Origin of the sequence: Peribacillus sp. NPDC058075 (genome assembly GCF_042885195.1) — a bacterium.
Taxonomy (GTDB): Bacteria; Bacillota; Bacilli; order Bacillales; family DSM-1321; genus Peribacillus.
This window is the reverse complement of record NZ_JBHVSL010000009.1, coordinates 12,847-38,525: the sequence shown is the minus strand read 5'-3', so window position 1 is coordinate 38,525 and position 25,679 is coordinate 12,847. Positions and strand designations below refer to the sequence as shown.

Here is a 25,679-nt window from a genome sequence, read left to right as displayed (position 1 = left end):
ATTATTTTCCTCCTTCCTCAGATTTCTTCTTAGTAGGAAGAACTTCTCCACGGTAGATCCAAACTTTCACGCCTAGCTTACCGTAAGTAGTATCTGCTTCAGCATGAGCATAGTCTATGTCTGCACGAAGTGTGTGAAGTGGAACTGTTCCTTCGCTGTAATGTTCAGCACGAGCAATATCAGCACCGCCAAGACGACCAGAAACTTGTGTTTTGATTCCTTTTGCTCCAGAACGCATAGTACGTTGGATAGCTTGCTTTTGAGCGCGACGGAATGAAACACGGTTTTCTAATTGACGAGCGATGTTTTCTGCAACCAATTTTGCATCAAGATCTGCTCTTTTAATTTCGATGATATTGATATGAACTCTTTTGCCAGTCAACTGGTTCAAAGCTTTACGAAGTGCTTCGACTTCAGTACCGCCTTTACCGATAACCATTCCTGGTTTAGCAGTGTGGACAGATACATTGATGCGGTTAGCTGCACGTTCGATTTCAACTTTTGAAACAGAAGCATCATTTAGACGTTTCGCGATATATTCACGAACTTTGATGTCTTCATGCAAAAGAACTGCGTAGTCTTTATCAGCGTACCATTTGGATTCCCAGTCACGGATTATCCCGATACGCATACCGATTGGATTTACCTTTTGACCCACAGATTACCCCTCCTTCTTTTCTGATACAACGATTGTAATATGACTAGTACGTTTGTTAATTGCACTCGCACGACCTTGAGCGCGAGGACGGAAACGTTTTAATGTTGGTCCTTCGTTTACGTATGCCTCTGAAACGACTAGGTTATTAATATCCATTTCGTAGTTGTGTTCTGCATTTGCGATAGCAGATTTCAGAATTTTTTCTACGACTGGAGAAGCAGATTTTGGTGTTAAGCGAAGAATCGCTACTGCTTCACCTACTTGTTTTCCTCGAATTAAATCTGCGACTAAACGCACTTTACGAGGAGCAATACGAACTGTTTTAGCGACAGCTTTAGCTTGCATGAGATGCCCTCCTCTCATTAACGTCTTGTTTTCTTGTCATCACTTGCGTGACCTTTATAAGTGCGTGTAGGCGCGAATTCGCCTAGTTTGTGACCTACCATATCTTCTGTTACATAAACCGGCACATGCTTACGACCGTCATAAACGGCGATTGTGTGTCCGATGAATTGCGGGAAGATTGTTGAGCGACGAGACCAAGTTTTTACTACCTGTTTCTTGTCAGCTTCATTTAATTTTTCAACTTTTACCAATAAATGATCATCAACAAAAGGCCCTTTTTTTAAGCTACGACCCATGCGAGTACCTCCCTTCGTGACTGTTCTACGGTTCTATATATGAACCGTAGGTCAATCCCGTTATTTTTTACGACGACGTACGATAAATTTATCGGATTTGTTTTTCTTCTTACGAGTTTTGAATCCAAGAGTAGGTTTACCCCATGGAGACATTGGTGATTTACGTCCGATTGGCGCTTTACCTTCACCACCACCGTGTGGGTGATCATTCGGGTTCATTACAGATCCACGAACTGTTGGGCGTTTACCTAACCAACGGTTACGGCCAGCTTTACCAATGTTGATTAGTTCATGTTGTTCATTACCAACTTGACCGATTGAAGCACGGCAAGTAGCAAGAATCATACGAACCTCACCTGAGTTTAAACGTACAAGTACATAACGACCTTCTTTACCAAGTACTTGAGCAGATGTTCCTGCTGAACGGACTAATTGTCCACCTTTTCCTGGTTTAAGTTCGATGTTATGAATGACTGTACCAACTGGGATGTTAATAAGAGGAAGTGCGTTACCCACTTTGATGTCAGCTTCTGGACCTGACATAACTTCCAAACCTACTTCTAGGTTTTTCGGAGCTAGGATATAACGTTTTTCTCCATCAACGTAATTAATTAATGCAATGTTTGCAGAACGATTTGGATCGTACTCAATAGTAGCAACGCGTCCTGGTATACCATCTTTATTCCGTTTGAAATCGATGATACGGTATTGACGCTTGTGGCCGCCACCTTGATGACGAACTGTTAACTTACCTTGGTTATTACGGCCGCCTTTGCTGTGTAAAGGAGCAAGTAATGATTTTTCCGGTTTGTCTGTAGTGATCTCAGCAAAATCGGAAGTTGTCATATTACGTCGACCGTTAGAGGTAGGTTTATACTTCTTAATCGCCATTTGTATTTCCCTCCTTCTCTAATGAATTAAGCCTCGAATAGCTCGATTTCTTTGCTGTCAGCAGTTAATTTAACAATAGCTTTACGGCGCTTGTTAGTATAGCCTGCATGTTTGCCCATGCGTTTGAATTTACCTTTGTAGTTCATGATGTTTACTTTCTCAACTTTAACGCCGAAAATTTCTTGAACAGCATCTTTAACTTGAGTTTTATTAGCTCTAACATCAACTTCAAAAGTATATTTCTTTTCAGCCATTATGTCTGAAGAGCGTTCAGTGATTACGGGGCGCTTAATGATATCGCGTGCATCCATTATGCAAGCACCTCCTCTACTTTTTCGACAGCTGATTTAGTCAAGATCAATTTGTTGTGTGAAACAACATCAAGAACATTAAGACCATCAGCTTCAACTACAGTAACACCAGGGATGTTACGTGCAGAAAGAGCAACTTTCTCATCTAAACCGTCAGTAACGACTAACGTTTTAGTATCAACAGAAAGGTTTTTAAGTACAGCTACAAACTCTTTTGTTTTTGGAGCTTCGAAAGACAAGCTTTCAAGTACCAAAATGTTCTCTTCCAATGCCTTTGCAGACAATGCAGATTTAATAGCTAAACGACGTACCTTTTTAGGTAGCTTGTAAGCGTAAGATCTTGGAGTTGGTCCAAAAACAACGCCACCGCCACGCCATTGTGGAGAACGGATAGAACCTTGACGCGCACGTCCAGTTCCTTTTTGTTTCCAAGGTTTACGTCCACCGCCTGCAACTTCAGAACGGTTTTTAACTTTATGAGTTCCTTGACGTAAGGAAGCTCGTTGCATGATGATTGCTTCAAATAATACGTGATTATTAGGTTCGATACCAAAGATGGATTCATTTAGTTCGATGTCGCCAACTTGTGAACCTGTTTGGTTGAACAATGTAACTTTTGGCATTCTATTGCTCCTCCTTTCTCAGAAATTACTTTGCTTTAACAGCAGTTTTAACTTTGATCAATGCTTTTCTAGCACCAGGTACATTACCTTTGATCAAAAGTAGGTTACGTTCAACATCAACTTTAACGATAGCTAAGTTTTGAACAGTGATTTGCTCTCCACCCATACGTCCTGGTAAAAGTTTACCTTTGAATACGCGGTTTGGAGCTACAGGACCCATTGAACCTGGGCGACGGTGGTAACGAGAACCATGAGACATAGGTCCGCGGGATTGTCCATGACGCTTGATAGAGCCTTGGAATCCTTTACCTTTTGAAATTCCTGATACATCTACTAAATCGCCTTCAGCGAAAATACTTACATTGACTTCTTGACCGATCTCATATTCAGTAAGATCCGTTCCGCGGAATTCGCGAATGAAGCGCTTAGGAGTAGTATTTGCTTTTTCAACATGGCCCTTTTCAGGTTTGTTAGAAAGCTTTTCACGTTTGTTTTCAAAACCAACTTGAACTGCTTCATAGCCATCAGTTTCAACAGTTTTCTTTTGAAGAACCACGTTATTAGCAGCTTCGATAACTGTTACCGGAATAAGTTCACCGTTTTCAGCAAAAACTTGAGTCATACCGATTTTTCTTCCTAAGATTCCTTTGGTCATAAGTCACACCTCCTAGAGTAATTGTTCATATTTATATGAATTATAATTTGATTTCAATGTCAACGCCTGATGGTAAATCTAAACGCATCAATGAATCAACTGTTTGTGGAGTTGGATTAACGATGTCGATTAGACGTTTATGCGTACGCATTTCGAATTGTTCACGAGAATCTTTGTATTTATGAACCGCACGTAGGATCGTATATACCGATCTTTCAGTAGGTAATGGAATTGGACCAGATACAGCCGCACCAGAACGTTTTGCAGTTTCAACAATTTTCTCAGCAGATTGATCAAGAATTCTGTGATCATATGCTTTTAAACGGATACGAATTTTTTGTTTTGCCATAATTTTCCCTCCTTTTCGCCTATTTTGAAATAGACCTTCTCAATGGAAATTTCCCACACACTCGCCATGGCAAAGCGGCCGGGTGTGTCAGCAACCTTCCATATCATCGCAGTCAAAGACCAACATTGTCTATTATACATAAAACACAATCAGAATGCAAGTTATACTTGAATTTTTCTTGTGCAGCACACTTTTATTATTATACATACTATCACAAGTATTTACAAGTACATTCTATATGGTCTTTCATATCCATTTTCTTCAATTCGGAAATCCTCATGATACCTATTAAATACACTTCATTTTTATATGTATTATAGAAGAAAGTTTCAATATTCTTTAGAAAAAGAAAAGAAGCAGATGGCGTCCCATCTGCTTCTCCCGGAAGGCGTCCCTTCCAATATTGTTTTATGAATCAATTACTCTTGGATTGTAGCAACTACGCCAGCGCCTACAGTACGTCCACCCTCACGGATAGAGAATTTAGTACCTTCTTCGATAGCGATTGGAGCGATAAGTTCTACAGTCATTTCGATGTTGTCTCCAGGCATAACCATTTCTACGCCTTCAGGAAGGTTACAAATACCAGTTACATCAGTTGTACGGAAGTAGAACTGAGGACGGTAGTTTGTAAAGAATGGAGTGTGACGTCCACCTTCTTCTTTAGAAAGAACATAAACTTCAGCTTTGAACTTTGTGTGTGGAGTGATAGTGCTTGGTTTAGCAAGAACTTGTCCACGTTGGATATCTTCACGGGATACACCACGAAGTAGTGCACCGATGTTGTCACCAGCTTCAGCATAGTCAAGAAGTTTACGGAACATTTCAACACCAGTTACTGTTGTTGGTTTAGACTCTTCGTTGAAACCGATGATGTCAACAACGTCACCGACTTTAACTTGTCCACGCTCAACACGACCAGTAGCAACTGTTCCACGACCAGTGATTGAGAAAACATCCTCAACTGGCATCATGAATGGTTTGTCAGTGTCACGAGTTGGTTCTGGGATATACTCATCAACAGCTGTCATTAATTCATGAATTTTTTCTTCCCAAGCAGCGTCTCCTTGAAGAGCTTTTAGTGCAGATCCTTTGATAACTGGAATGTCATCGCCAGGGAATTCGTATTCAGATAGAAGATCACGAATTTCCATTTCTACTAATTCAAGAAGTTCTTCGTCATCTACCATGTCGCATTTGTTCATGAATACTACTAGGTATGGTACACCTACTTGACGAGAAAGAAGGATGTGCTCACGAGTTTGTGGCATTGGGCCGTCAGCAGCAGATACTACTAAGATTCCGCCGTCCATTTGTGCAGCACCAGTGATCATGTTTTTAACATAGTCAGCATGTCCTGGGCAGTCAACGTGTGCATAGTGACGAGTAGCTGTTTCGTACTCAACGTGTGCAGTAGAGATTGTGATACCACGTTCTCTTTCTTCTGGAGCACCATCGATTTGGTCATAAGCGCGAGCTTCTGCGCCACCAGATTTAGCAAGTACAGTTGTGATTGCAGCAGTTAGAGTTGTTTTACCATGGTCAACGTGACCAATTGTTCCAACGTTAACGTGCGGTTTTGAACGATCAAATTTAGCTTTTCCCATTAGGAATTCCTCCTTAAAATTATAAATAAAAGATTAAGTATATAGGGGCTGCGAAAGAAGACTAATTCTTCCATCACAGCTTACATAAGATAGTTATACTTTAATAAGAGATGAAAATCAATTATTCACCTTTATTTTTTTTGATGATTTCTTCAGAAATGCTCTTAGGTACTTCTTCATAATGATCGAAGTGCATAGAGAATGTTCCGCGTCCTTGAGTGTTAGAACGTAAAGATGTAGCATATCCGAACATTTCAGATAGAGGAACCATCGCTTTAACCATTTGCGTGTTGCCGCGAGCTTCCATACCTTCTACACGACCACGACGAGATGTAATATCTCCCATGATGTCGCCTAGGTAATCTTCTGGAATAACTACTTCCACTTTCATGATTGGTTCAAGGATGACAGGACTACATTTAGATGCTGCATTTTTAAGTGCCATTGATGCTGCAATTTTAAATGCCATTTCATTGGAGTCAACGTCATGGTAAGATCCGTCAAATAATTTTGCTTTGATGTCGACTAGCGGGTAACCAGCAAGTACACCGCGGTCAAGTGAATCAACTAATCCAGCTTGTACAGCAGGGATGTATTCACGTGGTACTACACCACCAACGATAGCATTTTCAAATTCGAAACCTTTACCTTCTTCGTTTGGACCAAATTCGATCCATACGTGTCCGAATTGTCCACGACCACCAGATTGGCGAACGAATTTACCTTCGACTTTAGCAGAACCACGGAAAGTTTCACGGTATGCTACTTGAGGAGCACCAACGTTAGCTTCCACTTTAAATTCGCGACGCATACGGTCAACAAGGATGTCCAAGTGAAGTTCACCCATACCAGCGATAATCGTTTGACCAGTTTCTTGGTCAGTATGCGCACGGAATGTTGGATCTTCATCTTGTAGCTTTTGTAAAGCTTGACCCATTTTGTCTTGGTCTGCTTTGGATTTCGGTTCAACTGACAGTGAGATAACTGGCTCTGGGAATACCATGGATTCAAGAATTACTTGGTTCTTGTCGTCACATAGAGTATCACCAGTTGTAGTATCTTTCAAACCAACAGCAGCAGCGATATCCCCTGCGTATACAGTTGAGATTTCTTCACGGCTGTTTGCGTGCATTTGAAGGATACGTCCAATACGTTCACGTTTACCTTTTGTTGAGTTGATTACATAAGATCCTGATTCTAATGTACCTGAGTACACGCGGAAGAATGTAAGTTTACCAACGTAAGGGTCAGTCATAACTTTGAACGCTAAAGCGGAGAACGGTTCAGAATCATCTGAATGACGTTCCACTTCATCTTCTGTATCCGGTAGAGTACCTTTAATAGCCGGCACGTCTAATGGAGATGGAAGGAAGTCGATAACGTTATCAAGCATTAATTGAACACCTTTGTTTTTGAAAGCTGATCCACAGATAACTGGGAAGAATTCAACATTAACGGTTGCTGTACGAATAGCTGCTTTTAATTCAGCAATGCTGATTTCTTCGCCGCCAAGGTATTTTTCCATTAAGTCTTCATTAACTTCTGCAACTGCTTCAATTAACTTTTCTCGGTATTCTTCAGCTAATTCCCGATGTTCTTCAGGAATATCACCAACAGTGATATCAGTTCCTAGATCATTGGCATAGAAATGAGCTTTCATTTCAATAAGGTCGATGATTGCAGAGAATTGATCTTCAGCACCGATTGGTAACTGAACCGGGTGAGCGTTAGCTTGTAGACGATCGTGGATTGTTCCAACTGAATATAGGAAATCCGCACCGATTTTGTCCATTTTATTTACGAATACGACACGTGGTACACCGTAAGTTGTAGCTTGGCGCCAAACTGTTTCAGTTTGAGGCTCAACACCTGATTGGGCATCAAGTACAGCTACAGCTCCATCAAGTACACGCAATGAACGTTCAACTTCAACTGTGAAGTCTACGTGTCCTGGCGTATCGATGATGTTTACACGGTGACCTTTCCACTGTGCAGTTGTTGCAGCGGAAGTGATCGTGATTCCGCGTTCTTGTTCCTGTTCCATCCAGTCCATTTGTGATGCACCTTCGTGCGTTTCACCAATTTTGTGGATTTTACCAGTGTAATATAGAACACGTTCTGTTGTAGTCGTTTTACCGGCATCGATGTGAGCCATGATACCGATATTACGAGTGTTTGCTAAGGAGAACTCTCTTGCCATTTGTCTTTCTCCTTCCTTCTATAAGGATTTTATAGTGATTAATCTTACCAGCGATAATGAGCGAAAGCTTTGTTGGCTTCAGCCATTTTGTGTGTATCTTCACGTTTCTTAACTGCTGCTCCAGTATTGTTGGCAGCATCCATGATTTCATAAGCTAAACGCTCTTCCATCGTTTTTTCTCCACGAAGGCGAGAGTAGTTTACTAACCAACGAAGTCCTAGAGTCGATTTGCGGTCTGGACGCACCTCAACTGGTACTTGGTAGTTAGCTCCACCCACACGGCGTGCTTTTACTTCTAGTACAGGCATGATGTTTTTAAGTGCTTGATCGAAAACTTCGATCGGCTCATTGCCAGTACGTTCTTTGATTAAATCAAATGCAGAGTAAAGAATTTTTTGTGATTTACCTCTTTGTCCATCAACCATTAATTTGTTGATTAAGCGAGTCACAAGTTTTGAATTATATATTGGATCTGGTAATACGTCTCTTTTCGTTACAGGTCCTTTACGAGGCATTGTATTTCCTCCTTTCAAGAAAGTTCAATTTTTGTTTAAAATTATTTTTTTGCTGCTTTCGGACGCTTAGTACCGTATTTAGAACGGCCTTGCATACGATTGTTAACTCCAGCTGTATCAAGAGCACCACGTACGATATGGTAACGTACCCCTGGTAAATCTTTTACACGACCGCCACGGATAAGAACCACGCTGTGTTCTTGTAGGTTGTGACCGATACCTGGGATATAAGCTGTTACCTCGATACCGTTTGTTAAACGTACACGCGCATATTTACGTAACGCGGAGTTTGGTTTTTTCGGTGTCATAGTACCCACACGAGTGCAAACACCACGTTTTTGCGGAGATGATACGTTAGTTTGTGCTTTTTTAAAGCTGTTGTAGCCTTTGTTAAGTGCTGGAGATTTTGAATTAACCTCTTTAGACTCGCGTCCTTTACGCACTAATTGATTAATAGTAGGCATTACATTTTTCCTCCCTTCACGTTTTCATTTCTAGTACCACACATCCAGGTGGTTCATAAATGGGTAAAAACAAAGTCTTTGCAAATATTATTGCAAAAACATCTTTACTTTTTGATGGCAACAGTTGCTGCTCCGACATCAATACCACATGCTTTGCCAAGCATTCTCATCGAATCAACATATGTGATAGGAACATCCAATTCTTTGGCTGTCTCAACGACACGCCCAGTCAAGTATATATCTGCATCATCAGCGATGATAACTTCTTGAATTAAATTGTTTTTAAGAGCTCTAACTGCTTGCTTCGTCCCTATAATCACTGACTTTGCCTGTATTACTTTTTCATAAGACATGGTCCATATCCTCCAAAGTTACAGGGTAACATAGGAGCACCTTTGCTATAGTATCATTATAAGTCGGATACTGTCAACTTCTTTCAATAAAATAATTCAAGCAAAAGGTTTTCCTTACATAATTCTATCAAGATTATCAATGTGCCTAAACGTAATATATCAAATCCTCATAGGGCTTTTCAGCCGGCCATGAGTAATAAGAGAAACCAGCTCAATAAATTCTGATCCTTCAGCTCCAATTGGAAACAGGAGCGCGGTTTTCAGTTTAAATGATTGAGCTGGTCCTTTTTCCTTTAATCCACTGTTACTGTATCGGCACTTTCGTCACCAACGACGACAGGGTTTGCTTTTCTGTATCTAAGCATTCCCGTTCCTGCTGGGACAAGTTTACCGATGATGACATTTTCTTTAAGACCAAGCAATTCATCACGTTTTCCTTTTATTGCTGCATCAGTCAAGACTCTAGTCGTTTCTTGGAATGACGCTGCGGACAAGAAGGAATCCGTTTCTAGAGATGCTTTTGTGATACCTAGCAATACAGGGCGGCCTGTAGCTGGTAATTTGTTGGTCAGCAATGCATCAGTGTTTGCAGTAGTGAACTGGTTAACATCCAATAATGTTCCTGGAAGCACTTCAGTTTCACCTGCATCAAGCACACGGACTTTACGCATCATTTGTCTAACCATTACCTCGATATGTTTATCACCGATCTCAACACCTTGCATCCGGTATACTTTTTGAACTTCATGAAGCAGGTATTCCTGAACAGTAAGCACGTCTGTAACCTTCAGCAATTCTTTCGGATCGATGGAACCCTCTGTCAACTCTTCACCACGACGGACAGGTGTATCAACAGTTACTCTTAAACGAGCTGTGTACGGTGCAGTATACGTGCGTGATTCAACAGCACCCTGAACGACGATTTCCTGTTGTTTATCCCGAATTTCATTGATCGAAACAATCGTTCCTTCAATTTCGGAAATGACAGCTTGACCTTTAGGATTTCTCGCTTCAAATATTTCTTGGATACGAGGAAGACCTTGAGTGATATCGTCCCCGGCAACCCCACCTGTATGGAATGTACGCATCGTCAACTGTGTACCAGGTTCTCCGATTGATTGAGCGGCAATGATACCGACTGCTTCGCCCACTTCAACTTCTTGACCGGTAGCCAAGTTACGTCCATAACATTTTTTACATACACCATGGCTAGTGTTACATGTAAAGGCAGAACGGATCCATGCTGTTTCAATTCCAAGTGATTCAATATAATTTGCAAGATCTTCAGTAATAAGATCGTTTTCAGCCACGATTACTTCATTTGTTTCCGGATGTCTGATCGCTTTTCTTGCATAACGGCCAATTAGGCGCTCTTCAAGATGCTCGATTATTTCAGTACCCTCTCTTAAGGCTGAAATTTTCAAGCCGCGGTCCGTTCCACAATCGTCATCACGGATGATGACATCTTGGGCAACGTCAACAAGTCGACGGGTAAGGTAACCGGAATCGGCCGTTTTAAGGGCTGTATCGGCAAGACCTTTACGCGCACCATGTGTAGAGATGAAGTACTCCAACACGGTTAAACCTTCACGGAAACTTGATTTGATCGGTAATTCAATGATACGTCCAGCCGGGTTGGCCATCAAACCACGCATACCCGCAAGCTGCGTAAAGTTGGAAGCATTACCACGGGCACCGGAGTCACTCATCATGAAGATTGGGTTGCGTCGGTCCAGTGAGTCCATAAGTTTGGACTGGATGGTATCCTTGGCAGCACTCCAGATGGAAATGACGCGATCATAACGCTCATCCTCTGTAATTAGACCACGTCTGAACTGTTTCAAGACGTTATCCACTTTAGTTTGAGCCTCAGTAATGATTCCTTGTTTTTCTTTTAAAACGACAATATCAGCCACACCAACGGTAATACCGGCTTTTGTCGAATATTTGAATCCAAGATCTTTCATCCGGTCAAGCATTTTGGATGTTTCGGTAATTTTAAAGCGTTTAAAGACTTCCGCGATGATATTTCCAAGAATTTTTTTCTTGAAAGGATCGATAGCAGGTTGAGCTTTAATCAATTCAGGGATATTAGCGCCTTTTTCCACAAAATATTTCTCTGGAGTTTTGGTTTCCAAATTATATCGTGTCGGTTCGTTAATATACGGGAATGATTTTGGTAAAATTTCATTGAAGATCAATTTACCGACAGTGGTAATAAGCAGTTGGCGGTTTTGCTCTTCAGTGAATGTTTCATTATTCAGTGATGATGCATGTACGGCACAACGGGAATGTAAGTGTACATATCCGTTTTGGTATGCAAGCAATGCTTCACTTGTATCTTTAAAGATCATACCTTCGCCGATAGCGCCTTCTCTCTCCAACGTTAGGTAATAGTTACCTAATACCATATCTTGAGAAGGTGTAACGACCGGTTTACCATCTTTAGGGTTCAAAATGTTCTGTGCTGCAAGCATAAGCATGCGTGCTTCGGCTTGGGCTTCAGAAGATAGAGGAACGTGGACCGCCATTTGGTCACCGTCAAAGTCAGCGTTGTAAGCTGTACATACGAGCGGATGCAAACGAATGGCGCGACCTTCAACCAACGTTGGTTCAAACGCCTGAATACCAAGCCTATGAAGAGTCGGTGCACGGTTCAATAGTACTGGGTGTTCTCTAATAACTTCTTCAAGCACATCCCATATTTCAGGAGATAAACGTTCAATTTTACGCTTAGCGGATTTGATGTTATGCGCTAGACCTCTTTGAACTAGCTCCTTCATAACGAATGGTTTGAATAATTCAATTGCCATTTCTTTAGGAAGACCACATTGGTACATCTTTAAGTTTGGTCCGACTACGATAACGGAACGGCCAGAGTAATCAACACGTTTACCAAGAAGGTTTTGACGGAAACGACCTTGTTTACCTTTTAACATGTGAGATAAAGATTTTAACGGACGGTTACCAGGTCCAGTTACCGGACGGCCGCGACGGCCATTATCGATAAGAGCATCGACAGCTTCTTGCAGCATACGCTTCTCATTTTGCACGATAATGCTTGGTGCCCCAAGATCCAGTAATCTTTTCAAACGATTATTACGGTTGATAACACGGCGATATAAATCATTTAGATCAGATGTGGCAAAACGTCCTCCATCAAGTTGAACCATAGGACGAAGTTCCGGCGGAATGACCGGAAGCACGTCAAGGATCATCCATGAAGGCTCATTTCCTGAGTTACGGAATGCCTCAAGCACTTCCAAGCGTTTGATTGCACGGGTTCTGCGTTGTCCTTGAGCTGTTTTAAGCTCCTCTTTCAACGACTCTACTTCCTTTTCCGTATCAATATCTTGTAAAAGTTTTTTAATAGCTTCCGCACCCATGGCAGCTTGGAATTTCTTACCGTATTTTTCACGGTATGTACGATATTCTTTTTCAGAAAGAAGCTGTTTCTTTTCTAAAGTTGTATCGCCCGTTTCAGTTACGACGTAAGATGCAAAGTAAATAACTTCTTCCAAAGCCCGTGGAGACATGTCAAGTACAAGTCCCATACGGCTAGGAATCCCTTTAAAATACCATATGTGTGAAACTGGAGCTGCCAGCTCAATATGACCCATACGCTCACGACGCACCTTAGCACGAGTGACTTCAACGCCACAACGGTCACAGACCACGCCTTTATAACGAACACGTTTATACTTTCCGCAATGACATTCCCAGTCCTTTTGAGGTCCAAAAATTCTCTCACAGAATAAACCGTCTTTTTCTGGCTTTAGCGTACGATAGTTGATTGTTTCTGGTTTTTTAACTTCTCCATGGGACCAAGAACGAATCTTGTCTGGTGAAGCAAGACCAATTTTCATATACTCAAAATTATTAACGTCTAACAAGGGGCCTACCTCCCTTTTAATCTCCAGGTTTAACCCTTGATTGCCGTCAAATATCAGGCAATCTTACACCGGATGATGGTTGATTGAATCAATAAGGCTCTAACAAGGCAGCAGGATCTTCAAATGAACATCTCGCTGCCAGTCAGAGCGGATACTATATAACTAGATATGTTTTATTTAATTTTATTCTTTGACAGGTGCCCCTACTTCGGAAGCAACCATATCTTTAGTTTCTGAATCAAGGCTTAATTTGTCTGCTTGGTTGGCTTCATCTTCATCTTCCAAATCACGCATTTCAATTTCACGATCTTCGGCATTGAGGATTTTAACATCCAATCCTAAACTTTGAAGCTCCTTAATCAATACTTTGAAGGACTCAGGAACGCCTGGTTCAGGGACATTTTCACCTTTGACAATCGCTTCGTACGTTTTCACACGACCCACGACATCATCTGATTTAACGGTTAGGATTTCTTGTAATGTATAAGCAGCACCATAAGCTTCAAGTGCCCATACTTCCATCTCACCGAAACGCTGTCCACCAAATTGCGCTTTACCACCAAGTGGTTGCTGCGTAACAAGGGAGTAAGGACCAGTTGAACGTGCATGAAGTTTATCATCGACCATATGTGCCAGTTTGATCATATACATGACACCAACTGATACACGGTTATCGAATGCTTCACCTGAACGGCCATCATAAAGGACAGTTTTTGCATCACGGGACATCCCGGCTTCTTCAATCGTACCCCAAACATCTTCCTCTGTGGCACCATCGAATACAGGAGATGCTACATGGATGCCAAGTGCGCGTGCAGCCATACCTAAGTGAAGCTCCAGCACCTGACCGATGTTCATACGCGAAGGTACACCTAATGGGTTTAACATGATGTCGACTGGAGTGCCATCCGGTAAATAAGGCATATCTTCTTCAGGAAGAATCCTGGAGATTACCCCTTTGTTACCATGTCGTCCAGCCATTTTATCGCCTTCATGGATTTTACGTTTTTGAACGATATATACACGTGCGAGTTGGTTTACACCAGGAGGCAGTTCATCGCCGTCTTCTCTGTTGAATACTTTAACATCAAGAACGATTCCTCCGCCGCCGTGAGGTACACGAAGTGATGTATCCCTTACTTCACGTGCTTTTTCTCCGAAGATTGCATGTAATAGACGTTCCTCTGCAGTCAGTTCCGTTACACCTTTAGGCGTTACTTTACCAACGAGAAGGTCTCCGTCTTTCACTTCAGCACCCACACGGATAATTCCGCGCTCATCAAGATTACGAAGCGCATCTTCCCCTACGTTAGGGATATCACGGGTGATTTCTTCAGGCCCTAATTTTGTATCGCGTGATTCAGATTCATATTCTTCAATATGAATAGAAGTGTACACATCATCTTTAACCAATCGCTCACTCATGATGATGGCATCTTCATAGTTATATCCATCCCATGTCATGAAGGCTACCAATACGTTACGTCCAAGTGCCAACTCACCTTTTTCCATTGAAGGACCATCAGCAAGAATTTCACCTTTTACGACGTTGTCGCCAACACTGACGATAGGGCGTTGATTATAGCACGTTCCTTGGTTGGAACGAATGAATTTTAATAGACGATATTTATCAAGATTTCCTTTTACTTGCTGTCCGTCTACTTCACTTACCCTACGTACCCATACTTCACGTGATTCAACGTGCTCTACGATACCAGGGTGTTTACAGATTACAGCAGCACCGGAGTCTTTCGCTGAAACATACTCCATACCCGTTCCGACTCGAGGGGCTTCCGGTTGAAGCAAAGGAACTGCTTGACGTTGCATGTTCGCTCCCATAAGGGCACGGTTGGAGTCATCGTTTTCCAAGAAAGGAATACATGCAGTCGCAGCAGATACAACTTGTTTAGGAGATACATCCATGTAATCTACGCGGTCACGCGGAACAACGGTATTTTCACCGCGGAAACGTGCAACAACATCATTATCAAGGAATGAGCCGTCATCTGACAGTCGTACATTCGCTTGGGCAACTACATAATTATCTTCCTCATCAGCTGTTAAGTAATCGATTTGGCTTGTAATTCTACCTGTTTCAGGGTCCACACGACGATATGGTGTTTCAATGAAGCCATATGGGTTTACCTTTGCAAAACTGGATAACGAGTTTATCAAACCAATATTCGGTCCCTCAGGCGTTTCAATCGGACACATGCGGCCATAGTGGGAATAATGAACGTCACGTACTTCAAAGCCAGCACGCTCACGTGTCAGACCACCAGGTCCCAATGCAGAAAGACGACGTTTGTGCGTCAATTCAGCCAACGGGTTCGTTTGATCCATGAATTGGGAAAGCTGTGAGCTTCCAAAGAACTCTTTAATGGATGCAATGACCGGGCGAATGTTGATTAGTTGCTGCGGAGTGATTGTATTCGTATCCTGAATGGACATTCTTTCACGAACAACACGCTCCATACGTGATAAACCAATTCTAAATTGGTTTTGCAGCAATTCACCAACGGAACGCAGACGACGGTTACCTAAATGGTCAATGTCATCCGTGATTCCCACACCATGCAATAAGTTAAAGAAATAACTAATGGAAGAAATGATATCAGCCGGTGTAATGTTTTTGACCTGGTCGGTCACATAAGCATTACCGATGATATTGATCACTTTTTCGCCTTCAGCATCGTTTGGCGCAAACACTTTAATAGGTTGCAGAAGAGTTTCTTCTTCCACTACACCACCTGATGGATGGAATGTTTTGAATCCGATTCCGCCTTCGATATGAGGCAGGATCCTATCAAGAGTCCGACGATCAAGCATTGTACCTTTTTCAACGATGATTTCACCTGTTTCAGGATCAATCAAAGTCTCTGCAATACGTTGTCCGAATAAACGGTTCTTGATATGCAGTTTTTTATTAATTTTATAACGGCCTACATTAGCTAAATCATAACGTTTCGGATCAAAAAAGCGTGATACTAAAAGACTTTTCGCGTTTTCGACAGTAGGCGGTTCACCCGGGCGCAGACGCTCATAGATTTCCAGTAATGCTTTTTCCACACTCTCGGTGTTATCCTTTTCAAGAGTGTTACGAAGATATTCGTTGTCTCCGATCAAATCGATGATTTCTTGATCTGTTCCGAATCCAAGGGCACGCATCAATACCGTGATCGGTAATTTCCTGGTGCGGTCGATTCGAACATACACAACATCCTTGGCGTCTGTTTCATATTCGAGCCATGCGCCACGGTTAGGAATAACGGTCGCAGAGAATCCAAGCTTACCGTTTTTATCCATTTTCCCATTGTAGTAAACACTCGGTGAGCGCACTAATTGGGATACAATTACCCGTTCAGCACCATTGATGACAAATGTACCTGTTTCAGTCATCAGCGGGAAGTCGCCCATAAATACATCCTGGTCTTTCACTTCCCCTGTTTCTTTGTTAACAAGGCGCACTTTCACACGAAGTGGTGCAGAATACGTAACATCGCGTTCTTTTGTTTCTTCCACAGAATACTTCGGCTCAGCTAAGCTGTAATCGATGAATTCTAACGATAAATTACCTGTAAAATCCTCAATAGGAGAAATATCCTGGAACATTTCCTTTAAACCTACATCTAGAAACCATTGATAAGAAGCTGTTTGAATTTCAATCAGATTCGGAAGATCCAAAACCTCACTGATTCTTGCATAACTTCTACGTTGGCGGTGTCGTCCATACTGAACAAGTTGACCTGTCAACTGATTCACCCCTTAAATCAAGCGTTATAAGGATCCAATTGCCTCGGAAAAGGAATCATTTCCATAGACAAAAAGAAAATGGTTTTTATTTTAAAAACCACTATTTCTCATAAAACGAACTATTATTTATATATTTTTCCCATATTATCCATTGGTTATACACCAATGGTATAAAAATTGCATAGTTACGGAATTATATATATGCATTTTATAATACTAACATAGCGAAAATTTAGAGTCAAACCTTTTTGGATAATAGTATATAGTAACCCTTTTTCTTAACGGGCACCTCAATATTTCCAAATAATTGCTCCATTTTATCCATTGCGGATGGAGCACCCTGTTTTTTTTGAATGACAACCCATAATTCACCACCAGCTACCAAACTGCGATAGCTTTCTTCTAAAATTTCGTGGACTACACTTTTGCCTGCGCGAATGGGAGGGTTCGTAAGAATTGCCGCGAATTGATTGGAGCCAACTTTGTCAAAACGATCACTTTCGTAAATCTTCACATTTGCGATCCCATTAGTTGCAGCATTCTCTTTTGACAATTCAACTGCCCGGCTATTTATATCAATCATTTCTAGCGTTCTATCGGGATAAGCTGCCGCAATCGATATTCCGATTGGGCCATAACCGCAACCAACATCGAGAATATCTCCTTCCACAGCCTCATTAAGGTTAAAACTCTCAACCAAAAGACGCGATCCGAAATCAACTTCCTTTTTCGAAAAAACACCATTATCACTTTTGAAGCGAAATGTACGTCCCTTTAATGTGAAATCCCAAAATTTTGGATTACTTACGACATCCGGTTTATGTGAGTAGTAATGCTCTGTCAGAGTCATCTCCCCCTATCAGAAAGGAATATTGAAGATTTAATGAGAGAAGAGAATTGAAGAATGGATGCTTGCACGCCGGAATGTTTGAATAACTAAACCCTATTAATCAAACCATTAACAGCTTTTTTCGTCATTTCTTTAAAATGAAGAAAAAAAGCCCGCCAGTGATAGCGAGCTTTTTGTTTATGCAAGATTACTTAACTTCAACGCCAGCTCCAACTTCTTCAAGTTTAGCTTTAACTTCTTCAGCTTCTTCTTTAGAAGCGCCTTCTTTGATTGCTTTTGGAGTGTTGTCAACAAGTTCTTTTGCTTCTTTAAGTCCAAGACCTGTTACTTCACGTACAGCTTTGATAACTTTGATTTTTTGATCTCCAGCAGATGTAAGGATTACATCAAACTCAGTTTGCTCTTCAGCAGCAGCGCCACCAGCAGCAGCTACAGCTACAGGTGCAGCAGCAGTTACGCCAAATTCTTCTTCGATTGCTTTTACAAGGTCGTTTAATTCTAAAACAGTCATGTTTTTAACTGCTTCTAAGATTTGATCTTTAGTCATTTTTATTTCCTCCTCGAAATGGTTGGTTTTTTTTTGAATCAGCAGGCTAAATAAGCGGTCAGCTTACGCGCCTTGTTCTTCTTTTTGCTCTGCAACTGCTTTTGTAGCAAGAGCAAGTCCGCGCATAGGTGCTTGTAGCACGCTGAGTAGCATTGAAAGTAGGCCTTCGCGTGAAGGTAGTTCTGCAAGAGCTTTAACTTCTTCAGCAGTTGCAACATTTCCTTCGATAACTCCAGCTTTGATTTCTAAAGCTTCATGTTTTTTCGCAAAATCGTTAAGGATTTTTGCTGGCGCAATAACATCTTCAGTTGAGAATGCAATTGCGTTTGGTCCTGTTAATGATTCGTTCAAAGCGCTAAGTTCAGCACTTTCAGCAGCACGGCGAGTCATAGAGTTTTTGTAAACTTTAAACTCAACGCCAGCTTCACGAAGTTGCTTACGAAGTTCTGTTAATTCAGCAACAGTCAATCCACGGTAGTCAACAACTACTGTTGATTGGCTTGCAGTTAATTTATCAGTAATCTCAGCAACGATTTTTTGCTTTTGTTCAATAATTGCGTTCATCCTTACACCTCCTGTAGATTTGCTCGAAAACATTTATACCGTTTCAAAGAAAAAGCCTTCATCTCTATTGCAGACATGAAGGCAGTAATTTCAAAAGTCATAGTCAAGGACTATTATTATCGAATTACCTCGGCAGGGAATTAAGCTCGTAACGAGCACCTACTGTCTACGGTACAAATGATATTCATTTATTCACAACAAAACTTATTATAACAATAATAGTTTTGGAATGTCAATTATTTATTGAAAGTAGAAGGATCAACTTTCACGCCAGGGCCCATTGTAGTTGTTACAGAAACGTTTTTCATGTAAGTTCCTTTAGCAGCCGCAGGTTTAACTTTCATTAATGTATCATAGATAGTAGTGAAGTTTTCCACTAGTTTAGCATCCTCGAAAGATACTTTACCGATTGGAGCATGGATGTTTCCAGCTTTATCTACGCGGTATTCAACTTTACCAGCTTTGATTTCATTAACAGCTTTTGTTACGTCGAAAGTTACTGTGCCAGTTTTAGGGTTAGGCATTAAACCTTTAGGTCCTAATACACGTCCAAGTTTACCAACTTCACCCATCATGTCTGGAGTCGCAACGATTACATCGAACTCGAACCATCCTTGTTGGATTTTGTTGATGTAGTCAGATTCGCCAACGTAGTCAGCACCAGCAGCTTCCGCTTCTTTTGCTTTTTCGCCTTTTGCGAATACTAATACGCGTTGAGTTTTACCAGTACCATTCGGAAGAACAACAGCTCCACGAATTTGTTGGTCAGCTTTCTTAGGGTCTACGCCTAAACGGAAAGCAACTTCAACAGTCGCATCGAATTTTGCGAAGTTTGCTTTTTTAGCAACTTCGATTGCTTCAGTTACAGCATAAGCCTTAGATACTTCAACAAGCTTAGCTGCTTCAAGATACTTTTTACCTTTTTTAGCCATGATATAAATCCTCCTAAATTGTGGTTTTAACGGAATGACCTCCCACGAATAAAGGTTGCGAGTATCAATCGCAACCCCGTAGAAACAAATAGCAATTACATGGATTAGTCTTCGATGACAATACCCATGCTGCGAGCAGTACCTTCAACCATACGCATTGCAGCTTCAACGCTTGCAGCGTTTAGGTCAGGCATTTTAGTTTCAGCAATCTCGCGCACTTGATCACGCTTGACTGTAGCAACTTTATTACGGTTAGGTTCACCAGAACCAGACTCGATACCAGCTACTTTCTTAAGCAATACTGCAGCCGGTGGAGTTTTTGTAATGAATGTAAATGAACGGTCTTCAAATACCGTGATTTCAACAGGAATAATTAGACCAGCTTGATCTGCTGTACGAGCGTTGAACTCCTTACAGAATCCCATGATGTTTACACCAGCTTGACCTAATGCAGGACCGACTGGCGGTGCCGGATTCGCTTTACCAGCAGGAATTTGCAATTTAACCATTTTAATTACTTTTTTAGCCACGAGACACACCTCCTTATAAGTCCGTGATGTGGTAATAGGGTAATACCCTCCCACTCATCTTGAATTCTTTATCTATTAATAAAGAATGCTTGTATCGTTGAGGCCTAAAAATTGAAACATACTGACCTTTGAAATTTTACCACTTTCAAAAGGCAATTTCAAGTTTTTTTCCGTTTATAATTTTTCCACTTGATTAAAATCAAGTTCAACCGGTGTATCACGGCCGAACATATTGACTAGAACCCTTACTTTACCTTTATCTTTATCAAGTTCTTCAATAGGGCCTGCAAATGTTGCAAATGGTCCTTCCTTAACTTGAACCGTATCACCGATTTCAAAATCAACCTCGATTTTGCTTTCATCTACGCCCATTCGCTTAAGAACGACTTCAATTTCTTCCGGCAGCAACGCAGTCGGTTTTGAACCAGCTCCAGATGAACCTACGAAACCTGTTACTCCAGGTGTATTCCGGACAACATACCATGAATCATCAGTCATGATGATCTCAACCAGCACATATCCTGGAAATACTTTCTTTTTGGTCACTTTCTTTTTGCCATCTTTCACTTCTGTTTCTTCTTCTTCTGGAACTACAACGCGAAAGATCTTGTCTTCCATCCCCATAGTTTCAACACGTTTTTCCAAGTTAGCCTTAACTTTGTTCTCATAACCTGAATAGGTGTGAACTACATACCAATTCTTTTCCATGTGTTAGGACTTTAACGTCCTTCCCTCCCTGCAATCAATCATTTTCTTTATTAATCTTTATCTTTGAACGTTTTAGCCAAAAAACCATACGGCGTCATTCCGACTTAACTAGAATATATTGTGATTGACATATTACAGCAGTGCTCGATTTTGAACTTCTTCACTTATTAAAAAAGACAAATTAAAAAACCCGTTTCCGGGCTTTTCTGCTGACACATATTATTCTATCACTATTATACCTTATTTTCGAATCTCTTATTCAATAACTAAGCGAATTAATTCGGAAATGCCCAAATCCACCACTGTAAAGAATAAAGCCATAAATACTACAGTCGTTACCACCACGATTGTATATTTGGTAAGCTCCTTGCGTTTCGGCCAGCTTACTTTTTGCATTTCGCGAGCGACTCCGCTGAAAAATTCGGTAAAACGTTTCATGAATGTACCTCCAAGCATTAGAAGCTTCTGTCAATCTATTTATAGAACGGTTATTTCGTTTCTTTATGAATCGAGTGTGAGTTGCACGTACTGCAAAATTTCTTGATTTCCAGTCGTTCGCCGCTTGTCGATTGTTTGCTCTCATAACTATAATTCCTTGTACCGCAATCCGTGCAGGCAAGAACTATTTTTTTTCGCATTAGATACACCTATCCTATCTACTATATCCATAAAACCTTATCACGGCTGTTTTTTATTGTCAATATCAAAGCGGGTTTCGACGATTATGGACACCGGAAAGCAGAATATCGGTTTACTTAACATCCATTAAAAATCTTTGTGAATAATAAACTTCCATGTGGAGAAGGGACAGATGAAATTAAGCGGAAAAAGCGGAGGGATTATAAACTGATTTCCCTTACTTCCAGATAGCGCTCGAGCTTTCTTTTCACCCGCTGAAGGGCGTTGTCGATCGACTTAACATGCCGGTTCAGCTCTTCTGAAATTTCTTGGTAAGTTTGTCCATCCAGGTAAAGAGCTAACACTTTTCTCTCAAGATCACTCAGGAGCTCGGCCATCTTTAATTCGATATCGTCAAACTCTTCTTGGTTGATGATCAGTTCTTCTGGGTCCAAAACTTTCGTACCCGATATAATATCCATTAGAGTTCGATCCGATTCCTCATCGTAAATGGGCTTGTCCAGGGAAACATAGGAATTGAGCGGAATATGTTTTTGACGTGTTGCTGTTTTGATAGCTGTAATGATCTGCCTTGTAATGCATAGTTCTGCAAATGCTTTAAAAGAAGATAACTTATCCCCTTTAAAATCACGGACGGCCTTATATAAACCAATCATACCTTCTTGCACGATGTCTTCCTTATCGGCACCAATCAAGAAATAAGTCCTTGCCTTAGCTCTTACAAAATTACGATACTTTTGGATCAAATAATCCAGCGCTTCACTGTCTCCAGTGTGCACCAACCCTATCAATTCATCATCCTCAAACTGCAGATACTTTTCGTTCAGCTTCATTCCGAATTTGAGACCCACATTATATCCCCCTGACCTGACTCAGATAGAAATATTATACAGCAGGTAAAATTTACCCGTCAATGGTTCAAATTTTACCCCGGCGCCATTTTTCAAAAATTTCTGCCACTTCTTCACTTAAAGGAATTTTAGCCACGGGTCTTATCGTCGTTGTTTTTCTTACATCTTTCTTGATTTCGCCTTGAATTTCTTCCATTTCAATAAGCAGTTCACGAGCGGATTTCCTTAGGGCCCCTTGGCCAAAGATCACCCACTGTTCCGTGAAGTCAGAGGTTGCCACTTGAATTTGCGTTTTGACATTATTCAGTTCAATGGCCATCTTTTCAATTCTTTCATCCGCAGTTTCATTTTCTTTTGTAAAAATTACGTCAACTTTGTGATTTTTGAATATGCGGGCAATTCCCTGAACATATTGAGCGTCAAATACGACAATTACACGGTATCCGGTAAATGCTTGATATTCCGCCATCATTTCTATCAGCCGGTCCCTTGCAGCAGCAAGATCCCGTTCCTTTAATTCTCTCAGTTCCGGCCAAGCTCCAATAATGTTATAACCGTCCACCAACAGAATATTCATTTCATCATTGCCCTAGAGGATTTCTTTTTCTATAAACCTCATACATCAATAAACCGGCTGCTACCGATGCATTTAACGAAGTTACTTGACCTGCCATAGGGAGACGGATGAGAAAATCGCATTTTTCCTTCATTAACCGGGCCATTCCTTTTCCTTCGCTGCCTATAACAAGTCCGATAGGCATCTTTCCATCCATGTTACGGTAATCATCGCTGCCTTTCGCATCGGTACCGACTATCCATACCCCGCGCTCTTTCAACTCTTCCACCGCTCTTGCCAAATTTGTAACACGAGCTACCGGAATATATTCGATTGCACCCGTCGATGCTTTTGCCACAGTTGCCGTCAAGCCAACAGCTCTCCTTTTTGGAATGATGATTCCATGGGCACCGACTGCATCAGCCGTCCTCATGATCGACCCTAAATTATGCGGATCTTCAACTTCATCAAGAATCATGAAAAAAGGTGCTTCGTCCCGTTCAGCCGCTTTTGCGAATAAATCATCCAGCTCCACATATTCATATGCAGCCACTTGTGCGATAACGCCTTGATGGATGCCTTCTGCCATTTGGTCAATTTTTTTCTTCGGTACGATTTGCACGAATACCTTCTTTTCCTTCGCCAGACCGATGAGTGGTTGCATCGAGCCTTTTTGAGAGCCTTCGGCTATCCAAATTTTATTAATATCCCGTTCGGAGCGAAGTGCTTCCAATACGGGGTTTCTGCCAATGATATATTCTTCGCTCATGGGTTACTCCCCTTTTCTTCTTCAATGTATTCAATGGATTTTTTGATGAGTTCTTCCATTCTTTCTATTCGGCCGGATAAATACAAAAACCCCATAAGTGCCTCGAAGGCCGTACTGTAGCGATACGTTTGCACATCTGTATTCTTCGGGACCGTACCGGATTTTGCATTTCGGCCGCGCCTAACGACTGCGGATTCCTCTTCCGATAAACAATCTGACTCCAGGAAAAAGTGGATGACTTTATTTTGCGCTTTTGCCGCCACAAAAGATGTAGCCTTTTTGTGAAGTAGATTGGGCTTGACCGATCCTTTTTGAATGAGGTGATGCCGTATATATGTTTCGTATACGGCATCACCTATATATGCTAAAGCAAGACTGTTCAGCATTTTTGCATCTACCTTACTATCGTAATGAAGCATTACTTACCCTCTTTTCCATCTTGTACCTTGAGGGGTATCCTCTAATATGATATTCATGTTTTTCAAGCGATCACGAATTTCATCAGATAACCCAAAATTGCGGTCTTTCCGCGCTTGAATTCTCTGCTGTATCAACCCTTCAATTTCTTCATCCAAAAGCCCCTCTTCTTCAAGGGATAACCCCATAACAGAAAATAAGATGTTGAATTTCTCAAGGAAAGCATTAATTACTTCCTTGTCTGTGTTTTTCTCCATCAAGTAATAATTCGCTTGTTTAGAAAGTTCAAAGAGCATGGATATTGCATTAGCTGTGTTAAAATCATCGTCCATTTCCTTAATGAATTGTTCATGTAATTCATTAAGCTTCTCCAACCAAACATCATTATTCTCAGTCAATCCGTCACTTACTTGAAGGCGATGCTTTAAGTTTTGATAAGATGTCCTTAAGCGTTCAAGGGAAGCTTTTACATTTTCAAGCACTTCTTCGCTATAATTGATGGGATGACGGTAATGTACAGATAGCATGAAGAAGCGTAACACTTGTGGATCATGCTTCTGAATGATGTCATGCACAAGGACGAAATTGCCTAAGGACTTAGACATTTTTTCATTCTCAATATTTATATACCCGTTATGCATCCAATAATTCGCAAAGGTCTTACCCGTTAATGCTTCGGATTGTGCAATTTCATTTTCATGATGCGGGAAAGCCAAATCTTGCCCCCCTGCATGAATATCGATCGTATCGCCCAAATACTTTTTGACCATTGCAGAGCATTCGATATGCCAGCCAGGACGCCCCTTACCCCATGGGCTCTCCCAAGATATTTCATCATCCTTGGCCGTTTTCCAAAGGGCAAAATCAAGGGCATCTTGTTTTTTCTCCCCTATTTCAATACGGGCCCCCACTCGCAGCTCATCGATGGACTGATGTGAAAGCTTTCCATATCCCTCAAACTTACGTGTGCGGTAATACACATCCCCTTCAGATTCATAAGCAAATCCTTTCTCAATTAATGCCGAGATGAATTCAATGATTGCATCCATGTTCTCCATTACGGTTGGGTGAGCATCCGCTTTTTTGCAGCCCAATGCCGACACGTCTTCAAAATAAGCCTTAATGAAACGCTCTGAGATGGTCGGGACATCTTCACCCAATTCTTTTGCCGCGCGAATCAGCTTATCATCCACATCCGTAAAGTTCGAAACGAATTGCACATCATATCCACGGTAATCCAAATACCTACGAACGGTATCGAATACGATTGCCGGTCTTGCATTTCCTATATGAATGTAATTATAGACAGTGGGCCCGCATACATACATCTTCACCTTTCCCTCTTCAATCGGGACGAAGGTTTCCTTTTTTCTTGTTGCTGTGTTATATATTTTAATCGTCAT

The 25,679-nt window shown here is 41.3% G+C and carries 28 protein-coding genes and 1 other annotated feature; all 28 genes read right to left on the bottom strand.

The window, feature by feature from the left end; genetic code table 11:
* Position 1: 1 nt before the first annotated feature.
* Positions 2 to 658 (bottom strand): 30S ribosomal protein S3, encoded by a 657-nt coding sequence (gene rpsC, locus ACFVS1_RS25760; protein ID WP_034305014.1) that lies wholly within the window; start codon positions 656 to 658, stop codon positions 2 to 4.
* Between the two features lie 3 nt (positions 659 to 661).
* Positions 662 to 1,003: a 50S ribosomal protein L22 gene (gene rplV / locus ACFVS1_RS25755; RefSeq protein ID WP_034305017.1), complete on the bottom strand. Its 342-nt coding sequence runs from the start codon at positions 1,001 to 1,003 to the stop codon at positions 662 to 664.
* A 17-nt stretch (positions 1,004 to 1,020) separates the two neighbouring features.
* Positions 1,021 to 1,299 carry a 30S ribosomal protein S19 gene (gene rpsS / locus ACFVS1_RS25750; RefSeq protein ID WP_034305018.1) on the bottom strand — a complete coding sequence of 93 codons (279 nt, stop codon included), beginning with the start codon at positions 1,297 to 1,299 and terminating at the stop codon, positions 1,021 to 1,023.
* A gap of 60 nt (positions 1,300 to 1,359) precedes the next feature.
* Positions 1,360 to 2,190: a 50S ribosomal protein L2 gene (rplB, locus tag ACFVS1_RS25745; protein ID WP_034305021.1), complete on the bottom strand. Its 831-nt coding sequence runs from the start codon at positions 2,188 to 2,190 to the stop codon at positions 1,360 to 1,362.
* A 26-nt stretch (positions 2,191 to 2,216) separates the two neighbouring features.
* Positions 2,217 to 2,501, bottom strand: coding sequence for a 50S ribosomal protein L23 (gene rplW / locus ACFVS1_RS25740; RefSeq protein WP_034305023.1), 285 nt, complete (start codon positions 2,499 to 2,501; stop codon positions 2,217 to 2,219).
* Positions 2,501 to 3,124, bottom strand: a complete 624-nt coding sequence (gene rplD / locus ACFVS1_RS25735; RefSeq protein WP_034305025.1) for a 50S ribosomal protein L4 — start codon at positions 3,122 to 3,124, stop codon at positions 2,501 to 2,503. Before rplD ends, rplW begins: the two co-directional genes overlap by 1 nt.
* Before the next feature lie 25 nt (positions 3,125 to 3,149).
* Entirely contained in the window at positions 3,150 to 3,779 is a 630-nt protein-coding gene (gene rplC, locus ACFVS1_RS25730) for a 50S ribosomal protein L3 (protein WP_034305028.1), read from the bottom strand.
* A gap of 40 nt (positions 3,780 to 3,819) precedes the next feature.
* Positions 3,820 to 4,128, bottom strand: a complete 309-nt coding sequence (gene rpsJ / locus ACFVS1_RS25725; RefSeq protein WP_019244375.1) for a 30S ribosomal protein S10 — start codon at positions 4,126 to 4,128, stop codon at positions 3,820 to 3,822.
* Positions 4,129 to 4,547: 419 nt separating this feature from the next.
* On the bottom strand, positions 4,548 to 5,735 hold the full coding sequence (gene tuf, locus ACFVS1_RS25720) for an elongation factor Tu (RefSeq protein WP_048677883.1): 1,188 nt from the start codon (positions 5,733 to 5,735) through the stop codon (positions 4,548 to 4,550).
* Between the two features lie 121 nt (positions 5,736 to 5,856).
* On the bottom strand, positions 5,857 to 7,935 hold the full coding sequence (gene fusA, locus ACFVS1_RS25715; RefSeq protein ID WP_352926877.1) for an elongation factor G: 2,079 nt from the start codon (positions 7,933 to 7,935) through the stop codon (positions 5,857 to 5,859).
* 44 nt (positions 7,936 to 7,979) lie between these two features.
* Positions 7,980 to 8,450, bottom strand: coding sequence for a 30S ribosomal protein S7 (gene rpsG, locus ACFVS1_RS25710; RefSeq protein ID WP_048677878.1), 471 nt, complete (start codon positions 8,448 to 8,450; stop codon positions 7,980 to 7,982).
* A gap of 41 nt (positions 8,451 to 8,491) precedes the next feature.
* Positions 8,492 to 8,914 (bottom strand): 30S ribosomal protein S12, encoded by a 423-nt coding sequence (gene rpsL / locus ACFVS1_RS25705; RefSeq protein WP_034305038.1) that lies wholly within the window; start codon positions 8,912 to 8,914, stop codon positions 8,492 to 8,494.
* A 104-nt stretch (positions 8,915 to 9,018) separates the two neighbouring features.
* Positions 9,019 to 9,267 carry a 50S ribosomal protein L7ae-like protein gene (locus ACFVS1_RS25700; RefSeq protein WP_034305040.1) on the bottom strand — a complete coding sequence of 83 codons (249 nt, stop codon included), beginning with the start codon at positions 9,265 to 9,267 and terminating at the stop codon, positions 9,019 to 9,021.
* Between the two features lie 293 nt (positions 9,268 to 9,560).
* Positions 9,561 to 13,160 (bottom strand): DNA-directed RNA polymerase subunit beta', encoded by a 3,600-nt coding sequence (gene rpoC / locus ACFVS1_RS25695; RefSeq protein ID WP_352926873.1) that lies wholly within the window; start codon positions 13,158 to 13,160, stop codon positions 9,561 to 9,563.
* Positions 13,161 to 13,343: 183 nt separating this feature from the next.
* Positions 13,344 to 16,913 carry a DNA-directed RNA polymerase subunit beta gene (rpoB, locus tag ACFVS1_RS25690; protein WP_241593943.1) on the bottom strand — a complete coding sequence of 1,190 codons (3,570 nt, stop codon included), beginning with the start codon at positions 16,911 to 16,913 and terminating at the stop codon, positions 13,344 to 13,346.
* Positions 16,914 to 17,151: 238 nt separating this feature from the next.
* Positions 17,152 to 17,757, bottom strand: coding sequence for a class I SAM-dependent methyltransferase (locus tag ACFVS1_RS25685; protein WP_387551977.1), 606 nt, complete (start codon positions 17,755 to 17,757; stop codon positions 17,152 to 17,154).
* 193 nt (positions 17,758 to 17,950) lie between these two features.
* Positions 17,951 to 18,310, bottom strand: coding sequence for a 50S ribosomal protein L7/L12 (gene rplL / locus ACFVS1_RS25680; RefSeq protein ID WP_053349071.1), 360 nt, complete (start codon positions 18,308 to 18,310; stop codon positions 17,951 to 17,953).
* A 63-nt stretch (positions 18,311 to 18,373) separates the two neighbouring features.
* Complete coding sequence (gene rplJ, locus ACFVS1_RS25675; protein WP_352926869.1) at positions 18,374 to 18,874, bottom strand: 50S ribosomal protein L10; 501 nt, start codon at positions 18,872 to 18,874, stop codon at positions 18,374 to 18,376.
* A 39-nt stretch (positions 18,875 to 18,913) separates the two neighbouring features.
* Positions 18,914 to 19,064, bottom strand: a sequence feature (ribosomal protein L10 leader region).
* Between the two features lie 46 nt (positions 19,065 to 19,110).
* The gene (rplA, locus tag ACFVS1_RS25670; protein ID WP_057276474.1) at positions 19,111 to 19,806 is read right to left on the bottom strand and encodes a 50S ribosomal protein L1; all 696 of its coding nucleotides are present in this window, start codon (positions 19,804 to 19,806) and stop codon (positions 19,111 to 19,113) included.
* 104 nt (positions 19,807 to 19,910) lie between these two features.
* Positions 19,911 to 20,336, bottom strand: a complete 426-nt coding sequence (rplK, locus tag ACFVS1_RS25665) for a 50S ribosomal protein L11 (RefSeq protein ID WP_034305057.1) — start codon at positions 20,334 to 20,336, stop codon at positions 19,911 to 19,913.
* 174 nt (positions 20,337 to 20,510) lie between these two features.
* Positions 20,511 to 21,044, bottom strand: a complete 534-nt coding sequence (gene nusG, locus ACFVS1_RS25660) for a transcription termination/antitermination protein NusG (RefSeq protein WP_048677866.1) — start codon at positions 21,042 to 21,044, stop codon at positions 20,511 to 20,513.
* 255 nt (positions 21,045 to 21,299) lie between these two features.
* A complete protein-coding gene (secE, locus tag ACFVS1_RS25655; protein ID WP_034305062.1) occupies positions 21,300 to 21,482 on the bottom strand; it encodes a preprotein translocase subunit SecE in 183 nt (60 codons plus the stop codon).
* A gap of 50 nt (positions 21,483 to 21,532) precedes the next feature.
* Positions 21,533 to 21,682 (bottom strand): 50S ribosomal protein L33, encoded by a 150-nt coding sequence (gene rpmG, locus ACFVS1_RS25650; RefSeq protein WP_101225867.1) that lies wholly within the window; start codon positions 21,680 to 21,682, stop codon positions 21,533 to 21,535.
* A gap of 201 nt (positions 21,683 to 21,883) precedes the next feature.
* Complete coding sequence (gene sigH, locus ACFVS1_RS25645) at positions 21,884 to 22,516, bottom strand: RNA polymerase sporulation sigma factor SigH (RefSeq protein WP_094246690.1); 633 nt, start codon at positions 22,514 to 22,516, stop codon at positions 21,884 to 21,886.
* Positions 22,517 to 22,601: 85 nt separating this feature from the next.
* On the bottom strand, positions 22,602 to 23,111 hold the full coding sequence (locus ACFVS1_RS25640) for an NYN domain-containing protein (protein ID WP_034305067.1): 510 nt from the start codon (positions 23,109 to 23,111) through the stop codon (positions 22,602 to 22,604).
* A gap of 4 nt (positions 23,112 to 23,115) precedes the next feature.
* Complete coding sequence (rlmB, locus tag ACFVS1_RS25635; protein WP_352926862.1) at positions 23,116 to 23,859, bottom strand: 23S rRNA (guanosine(2251)-2'-O)-methyltransferase RlmB; 744 nt, start codon at positions 23,857 to 23,859, stop codon at positions 23,116 to 23,118.
* On the bottom strand, positions 23,856 to 24,278 hold the full coding sequence (locus ACFVS1_RS25630; protein ID WP_352926860.1) for a Mini-ribonuclease 3: 423 nt from the start codon (positions 24,276 to 24,278) through the stop codon (positions 23,856 to 23,858). Before ACFVS1_RS25630 ends, rlmB begins: the two co-directional genes overlap by 4 nt.
* 3 nt (positions 24,279 to 24,281) lie before the next feature.
* The gene (cysS, locus tag ACFVS1_RS25625; RefSeq protein ID WP_352926857.1) at positions 24,282 to 25,679 is read right to left on the bottom strand and encodes a cysteine--tRNA ligase; all 1,398 of its coding nucleotides are present in this window, start codon (positions 25,677 to 25,679) and stop codon (positions 24,282 to 24,284) included.

Coding starts and splice junctions, on each gene's coding strand:
- rplV (WP_034305017.1), bottom strand. CDS start 1,003: ATGCAAGCTAAAGCTGTCGCTAAAACAGTTCGTATTGCTCCTCGTAAA.
- rpsS (WP_034305018.1), bottom strand. CDS start 1,299: ATGGGTCGTAGCTTAAAAAAAGGGCCTTTTGTTGATGATCATTTATTG.
- rplB (WP_034305021.1), bottom strand. CDS start 2,190: ATGGCGATTAAGAAGTATAAACCTACCTCTAACGGTCGACGTAATATG.
- rplW (WP_034305023.1), bottom strand. CDS start 2,501: ATGGATGCACGCGATATCATTAAGCGCCCCGTAATCACTGAACGCTCT.
- rplD (WP_034305025.1), bottom strand. CDS start 3,124: ATGCCAAAAGTTACATTGTTCAACCAAACAGGTTCACAAGTTGGCGAC.
- rplC (WP_034305028.1), bottom strand. CDS start 3,779: ATGACCAAAGGAATCTTAGGAAGAAAAATCGGTATGACTCAAGTTTTT.
- rpsJ (WP_019244375.1), bottom strand. CDS start 4,128: ATGGCAAAACAAAAAATTCGTATCCGTTTAAAAGCATATGATCACAGA.
- tuf (WP_048677883.1), bottom strand. CDS start 5,735: ATGGGAAAAGCTAAATTTGATCGTTCAAAACCGCACGTTAACGTTGGA.
- fusA (WP_352926877.1), bottom strand. CDS start 7,935: ATGGCAAGAGAGTTCTCCTTAGCAAACACTCGTAATATCGGTATCATG.
- rpsG (WP_048677878.1), bottom strand. CDS start 8,450: ATGCCTCGTAAAGGACCTGTAACGAAAAGAGACGTATTACCAGATCCA.
- rpsL (WP_034305038.1), bottom strand. CDS start 8,914: ATGCCTACTATTAATCAATTAGTGCGTAAAGGACGCGAGTCTAAAGAG.
- ACFVS1_RS25700 (WP_034305040.1), bottom strand. CDS start 9,267: ATGTCTTATGAAAAAGTAATACAGGCAAAGTCAGTGATTATAGGGACG.
- rplL (WP_053349071.1), bottom strand. CDS start 18,310: ATGACTAAAGATCAAATCTTAGAAGCAGTTAAAAACATGACTGTTTTA.
- rplJ (WP_352926869.1), bottom strand. CDS start 18,874: ATGAACGCAATTATTGAACAAAAGCAAAAAATCGTTGCTGAGATTACT.
- rplA (WP_057276474.1), bottom strand. CDS start 19,806: ATGGCTAAAAAAGGTAAAAAGTATCTTGAAGCAGCTAAGCTTGTTGAA.
- nusG (WP_048677866.1), bottom strand. CDS start 21,044: ATGGAAAAGAATTGGTATGTAGTTCACACCTATTCAGGTTATGAGAAC.
- secE (WP_034305062.1), bottom strand. CDS start 21,482: ATGAAACGTTTTACCGAATTTTTCAGCGGAGTCGCTCGCGAAATGCAA.
- rpmG (WP_101225867.1), bottom strand. CDS start 21,682: ATGCGAAAAAAAATAGTTCTTGCCTGCACGGATTGCGGTACAAGGAAT.
- sigH (WP_094246690.1), bottom strand. CDS start 22,516: ATGAAGCTGAACGAAAAGTATCTGCAGTTTGAGGATGATGAATTGATA.
- ACFVS1_RS25640 (WP_034305067.1), bottom strand. CDS start 23,111: ATGAATATTCTGTTGGTGGACGGTTATAACATTATTGGAGCTTGGCCG.
- rlmB (WP_352926862.1), bottom strand. CDS start 23,859: ATGAGCGAAGAATATATCATTGGCAGAAACCCCGTATTGGAAGCACTT.
- ACFVS1_RS25630 (WP_352926860.1), bottom strand. CDS start 24,278: ATGCTTCATTACGATAGTAAGGTAGATGCAAAAATGCTGAACAGTCTT.
- cysS (WP_352926857.1), bottom strand. CDS start 25,679: ATGACGATTAAAATATATAACACAGCAACAAGAAAAAAGGAAACCTTC.